The 5,570-nt window shown below is 71.4% G+C and carries 5 protein-coding genes; 4 read left to right on the top strand and 1 reads right to left on the bottom strand.

Annotation, left to right across the window (positions count from 1 at the left end; all coding sequences use genetic code 11):
• Positions 1–202 (top strand): hypothetical protein (locus AB0G02_RS27110; protein ID WP_360798948.1); only part of this gene is annotated, 202 nt, incomplete at its 5' end.
• 53 nt (positions 203–255) lie between these two features.
• Here the strand turns inward: AB0G02_RS27110 and AB0G02_RS27105 are convergent.
• Positions 256–1,767: a GGDEF domain-containing protein gene (locus tag AB0G02_RS27105; protein ID WP_360798945.1), complete on the bottom strand. Its 1,512-nt coding sequence runs from the start codon at positions 1,765–1,767 to the stop codon at positions 256–258.
• A gap of 58 nt (positions 1,768–1,825) precedes the next feature.
• Here AB0G02_RS27105 and AB0G02_RS27100 point away from each other — a divergent pair, with 58 nt between their 5' ends.
• The 3 genes from AB0G02_RS27100 to AB0G02_RS27090 all read left to right on the top strand — a co-directional run bounded on the left by AB0G02_RS27100 (position 1,826) and on the right by AB0G02_RS27090 (position 5,519).
• Positions 1,826–2,344, top strand: a complete 519-nt coding sequence (locus tag AB0G02_RS27100; RefSeq protein ID WP_360798942.1) for a MarR family transcriptional regulator — start codon at positions 1,826–1,828, stop codon at positions 2,342–2,344.
• A gap of 594 nt (positions 2,345–2,938) precedes the next feature.
• Entirely contained in the window at positions 2,939–4,228 is a 1,290-nt protein-coding gene (locus AB0G02_RS27095) for a helix-turn-helix transcriptional regulator (protein WP_360798940.1), read from the top strand.
• Positions 4,229–4,562: 334 nt separating this feature from the next.
• Positions 4,563–5,519, top strand: coding sequence for a LuxR C-terminal-related transcriptional regulator (locus AB0G02_RS27090; RefSeq protein ID WP_360798937.1), 957 nt, complete (start codon positions 4,563–4,565; stop codon positions 5,517–5,519).
• The last annotated feature ends 51 nt before the right edge of the window (positions 5,520–5,570 follow it).

The raw sequence follows: 5,570 nt of genomic DNA, 5'->3' as shown, positions 1-5,570 counted from the left end.
CGTGCCGCCGGTGGCCGGCCAGGCTGTCGGCGGCAGGCGGGTCCACCCGTTCTCTGCTTCCGGACTCACGACGGTGGTCGTCGTGCCGGTGAAACCCGGTACGACCTGCTCTCACCTACGGGTCGACCGGCAGCCTGGCGATGTCCGTGACATCGCACCGGGAGTAACCCGCTGCGACCCGGAATTCACCGGTTTCCCCTGAACGTGTGCTACCCGACTGAGTGGACAGTCGCTCACGGACACGTGTGGACACCGTCAGGTGCGGATGACCAGACCCCGCCCGCCGTCGCGCTTGGCCTCGTACATCGCCTTGTCGGCGCGGTTGAGCACGGACGCGGCGGTGGCCTCGGGGTCGGGGTTCGCGCAGATGACCACGCCCACCGACGCGCTGATCTCGTCCCCGAGCGCGTCGAGCACGCGGAAGGCCACCTTCTCCGGCTCCTCCACGCCCTCGACCAGGACGCCGAACTCGTCGCCACCCAACCGGGCCACCACGTCGGTGTCGCGGACGCACTGCCGCAGCCGCTGCGCCACCCGTTCGAGCAGCGCGTCACCGTGCGCGTGGCCGGAGACGTCGTTGACCGCCTTGAAGTCGTCCAGGTCCACGAACAGCAGCCCGAACGGCGTGCCGTCGCGCTGGTGCTCGACCATCGCGTCGTCCAGCCTGCTCTCGAACAGCGCCCGGTTGGCCAGGCCGGTCAACGGGTCGTGGTGCGCCTGGTGGGTGAGCGTGCGCTCCGAGTCGCGCAGCAGCAGCACCAGCTTCGTGTTGTCCACAAGGGTCACGAGCTGCCGCAGGATCACCGCCACGAACACGGTGAAGCCGGCGCCGATCTCCACCGCGTCCAACGGTTGCAGGTCACCGATCACCGTGCGCCGCAGCACGAGCACGCTGCTGACCAACAAGGGGACGTAGGGCATCAGCAGGTACGCCCACTGCCAGCGCTTGCGGTACCGGCTCGGACCGGACTGCGGCGACGGCACGGGCGCGAGCGCCGCCAACCCGATCAGCGCGGGACCGATCACGAACCCGGCGTTGGCCAGCGGCGGCACCTCGGGCGCCTGGGTGCTGACGAGGTAGGCGAACGCCAGGTCGGAGGCGGCGAGCGCGACCAGGCCGAGCCCGAGCAGGCGGAGCTGGGGCCGGAGCACGACCTTGCGGTCCGCGCTCAGCACCACCACGATCACCAGCAGCACCAGGTCCGTGACCGGGTAGGCGATGGCGACCAGGAACGCCGCCGTGCTCGGGATGCCCGCCGCGACCAGCCCGCCCAGCGCCGTCGTCCAGGTGAACACGAACAGCGACCCGACCACGATCAGGCCGTCCAGCAGCAGCACCAGGCGGGCGCTGCCGGACCGGCGGTCCAGCAGCGCGTCGGGCGAGTCGGAGCGGCGGAAGCTGCCGATCACCAGCAGCGCGACGAAGGCGAACGGCACGATGCCGAGGTAGCCGGCGTCCGCGAGCGACGGTGACGGCACCGCGCGGCGCTCGACCAGCTGGTACCACGTCCACAGGGCCTGCCCGGTGGACCAGGCGGCCGTGCCGAAGCCCGTCGCCAGCCGCCAGCGGCGGTCCGGGCCGGTCGCCCGGCGCGCGGTCCACCAGCAGCAAGCGGTCGCGAACAGGCCCGTGGCCAGTTGGGCGAGGTCGTCGAGGGCGACCGCACCCTCGCCCTTGACGACGTCGAAACTGGCGGCGACGGACGCTGCGGTGGCCAGCACCACCACGACCGCGGCCGTGATGGCGAACCGCCTCGTCCCGATCACGCGGTAAGTGTGCCGCATTCGTGCCCTGCCGGCCGGATCACCCTGGGAGGATCAGCGGGTGGCAGAGCAGGGAGTCCCCGCCGCGCAGGACGTGGCGACGGAGCAGGAGTACGAGCGGTTCGCCCGGCACCGGATCGGTGAGCTCGGCGGTGACGCGGAGGCCTTCGGCCTGTCGTACAACGTGCTGCACCTGGCGTACATGATGATCACCGACTACGAGGCCCTGGTGCACCGCGAGCAGGGGTGGACCATGCCCGGGTTCCGGTTGATGTTCAAGTTGTGGATCCTGGGGCCGACGCAGCCCGCGCGGCTGGCCGAGCTGTCCGGCACGACCAGGTCGGCCATGTCGAACCTGATCAACACGCTGGAGCGGGCCGGGTTGGTGGAGCGGACCAGGGACGGGCAGGACCGGCGCGTGGTGTTCGTGGCGCTGACGGAGGAGGGCCGCTCGGCGGTGTCGGGCGTCTTCCCGCACCAGAACGAGCGCGAGGCGCGCTGGTTCGCGCCCCTGGACGAGGACGAGCGCGCGCAGATGGTGCAACTGATCCGACGGGTGGTCGCCGCCCGTCCGAGCTAGTCCGGCGGTGCGTGTGCCGGGGCACGTCGCCTGCCGCGTGCTGCGACGACCGGCCGCCGGAACCCGCCGGGGACGGCCTTTGCGCAATGTCGTGGGGCCGCCGAGGGTTCGTCGCTTATTTACTCATAAGGCCGACGAAGGTGTGAATTAGTAACTAGCCGACGACAGGCCTGCTCCTGACCAGCCCGTGCCGAGTAATGGTACGGGCGTCTTCTTTGCTGTCGTCGTCCGGGACCGGCGGGCGCCCGCCGCGGGCGTCGGCGCTCGTTCGCTGCCGGAACCGGCAAGGGGATCGACAGTGCGTGAGATTTTCTCACATACTGTCACGAGCAGGGCGGAACCGGAAGGAGGCGGTCTCGCATCCATGCCGCCTGCTACCCAGCGTAGCCTGATGAACGCCGGGCGTGTTCTCAGGTTCGAGGTGACGCGGGCGACATCACGTCGATCCCGGTATCAAGAGGCCTCCTCGCTGCTCCTTTCGTGAGCAGGCGTCGGGTGCCCCGGCGAATCCGGGAAAAGTGAGTCAGCGAGCTTGGTGTTTACTCCAGTTAGTAGAGTAAGGGTCTTTGGTCCTCCGAGTAATGAGGTCGAGTGATGGGCGTGCCGAACATTCAGCAGCCTGAGTTCGGGCGGCGGTTGCGGCGCTTGCGCTTGGACCACGGCTTGTCGCAGCGCGACCTGGCCGTGGGCGTCGTCAACCCCAGCTACATCTCGCTGCTGGAGTCGGGGGCGCGCGTGCCCACGCTGGAGGTCGCGCTGCAACTCGCGCAGGTGCTCGGCGTCGGGCTGGGCGCGCTGGTCGACGGCGCGACCCCGGACGTCGAGCCGCCCGCCGCGCCCGCGGCCGAGGCGAGGGCGAAGGCGGGCACCGACGGGCGGCTGGTGCGCGACCTGCTCGCCCGGCACGCCTACGAGTCCGGCGACCTGGCCGAGGCCCGCCAGCGGTTCGAGGAGACCTACCGCTACGCGCTCGACCGCAACGACCTGGTCGACGCCCTCTCCTGCGGCCTCGACCTCCAGGACGTGCTGGTCCGCCTCGGGCAGACCGACGCCCGCCAGGCGTTGCTCGACGAGCTGGCGGGCGTCGCCGCGCGCCTGGGCGCCCCGGAGGCCGTCGTGCGCGTGCAGGTCGACCGCGCCACCGCGTCCCGCGACGCCGGGCGCATGGTGGAGGCGCTGGACCTCGCGGAGGCGGCCGTCTCCGCGATCGGGACGACGGCGCTGGCCGGGGCGGGCGAGCACGTCCGCACCCGCGGCGTGCTGATCTCCATACGCTGCGACTCGGGCGACTTCCGGGACATCTCGCGGCTGGTCGAGGAGATGATGGAGATCGCGGAGGCGCTGGCCAGCCCGCCGCTGACCGGCCGCGCGCACTGGGTCGCCGCCGTGGCGCTGGGGCGGCTGGGCAAGCCGGCCCTCGCCGCGAACCACGTGCGCCAGGCGCGTCAGCTGCTCGCCGTGCCCTCGACATCGGTGCAGGACTGGGCCCGGTTCTCCCGGGCGGCCACGTCCGCGCTCCTGGAGGCCGGCGCCGACCCCGCGCAGGTGCTGGTCCACCTCGACGCCGCCCGCGCCGCGTCCGCCATCACCGAGAGCGGCACGGAGTCCGTGCAGCTGGCGAGCCTGGAGTGCCGGTACGCGCTGCTGGTCGGGGACTACGAGGAGGCCGTTCGGCTCAGCGACTTCATCGACCAGGGGGACACCGACCTGGTCGGCGTGGAGCTGGCGCGGCTGCGCCGGGCGCGCGGACGGGCGTTGAAGGCCCTGGGGCGCGACGACGAGGCGGCTGTCCAGCTCAGGGCGGCAGCGGTGCTGTGCGACGACGTCGAGGCCTACCGGATGGCCGCGCAGCTCTGGCGCGAGCTGGCCGAGATGAACACCTGACTTTTCTGGAGTAAATACGCTTTGCCGCTGCGTGACCTTTTCGCAACATGAGCATCCATCCGCACCAGCGCCCGCTACCTGGTTCGATGGCCTGCGTTGCGCCGAAAGGTCGCATACCTGCTTCGACCGGTCGTATCACCCGCGCTCCGGGGTGGTGCGGGCTGCTTGACCGCTGTGGATGACTGCTTGTCATCGCGTCCCCATCTCGATTACTTTCTCCCTTACTGGAGTAAGCACACGATGCCTGGGGGCACACGATGCGTGATGGCGAGACAGGGCGGGTGCTACCAGATCCGCGTGCCGCCACTGCCGCAGGCACGAGCGGAGGCGCAGGATGATCACATCCGAACTGGGACTCGGCACAACAGCCGACTTCGTCTACCGGACCATGCTGCGCCGAGTCCGCTGGCGCTTCTCCGACCTCGTCCGCGAGTTGGGTTGGGACGAGATCGGCACTCGGGAGATCGTCGGTGACCTGCGCACGCTGGGCTTCCTGGTGGGGTCCGCCGACGACGCGAGTGCCGTGCGCGCGGTGGAACCCCGCATGGCCCTGCCGGTCCTGGCCGCCCGCAGGCTGAAGGACGGCCCGCGGGGCGGTGTGCCGGGCGCCGCCGCGGTAGACCGCTTCGTGTCCGCCCACGAGCGCGCCTCGGACGCCGTCTCGGGTCGCCGCGAGGGCGTCGGGTTCGACGACCTGGCCGTCGTCGTGGAGCGGTTCGCCGCCGCCGCGACCCGGGAGGTCCTCGTCATCGTCCCGACCTACTCACCGGGTTCCTACGAGTTCTCGCCGCTGATCGCGGAGGCCGTGCACCGGCGCGGCGCGCAGTTCCGCTGCGTCTGGTCCGACGACTTCACCATGTCGCCCGCCATCGTCCCGCACGCGCGCTGGCTCGCGGAACGCGGCATGTCCGCCCGCACGACCGCCGGCCCCTGCGTCCGCGTGGTCATCGTGGACGGCGCGACGGCGCTGGTGGTCAACCGCGAGATGCGCATGGAGGTCGTCCACGGCCCGCGCGCCGTGGAACCCCTGCACCGCACGGCGACCGCGCTGTGGGCCCAGGGGCGGCCCGCGCACGACGCGGTGGCCGGCACGCCCGTCGACGCGCCGCGCGAGCGCTACGAGATCGTCCTCCGGCTGCTGGCCGAAGGTCTGACCGACGACGCCGTGGCCAACCGGATCGGCGTCAGCGTGCGGACCGTGCGCAACGACGTCGCGTCCGCGATGGCCGGCATGGACGCCCGCAGCCGCTTCCAAGCGGGCGTGCGGGCCGCCCAGCTCGGTCTGCTCTGACGCCCACCAGGCGTCGGAGAGGAAAGAGGAGAGCCACCTCCCCGATCGGGA

Source organism: Actinosynnema sp. NPDC023658 (genome assembly GCF_040639995.1).
Lineage (GTDB): Bacteria > Actinomycetota > Actinomycetes > Mycobacteriales > Pseudonocardiaceae > Actinosynnema.
Note: the sequence above shows the minus strand (reverse complement) of the source record. Positions and strands in the feature narration are given on the sequence as shown.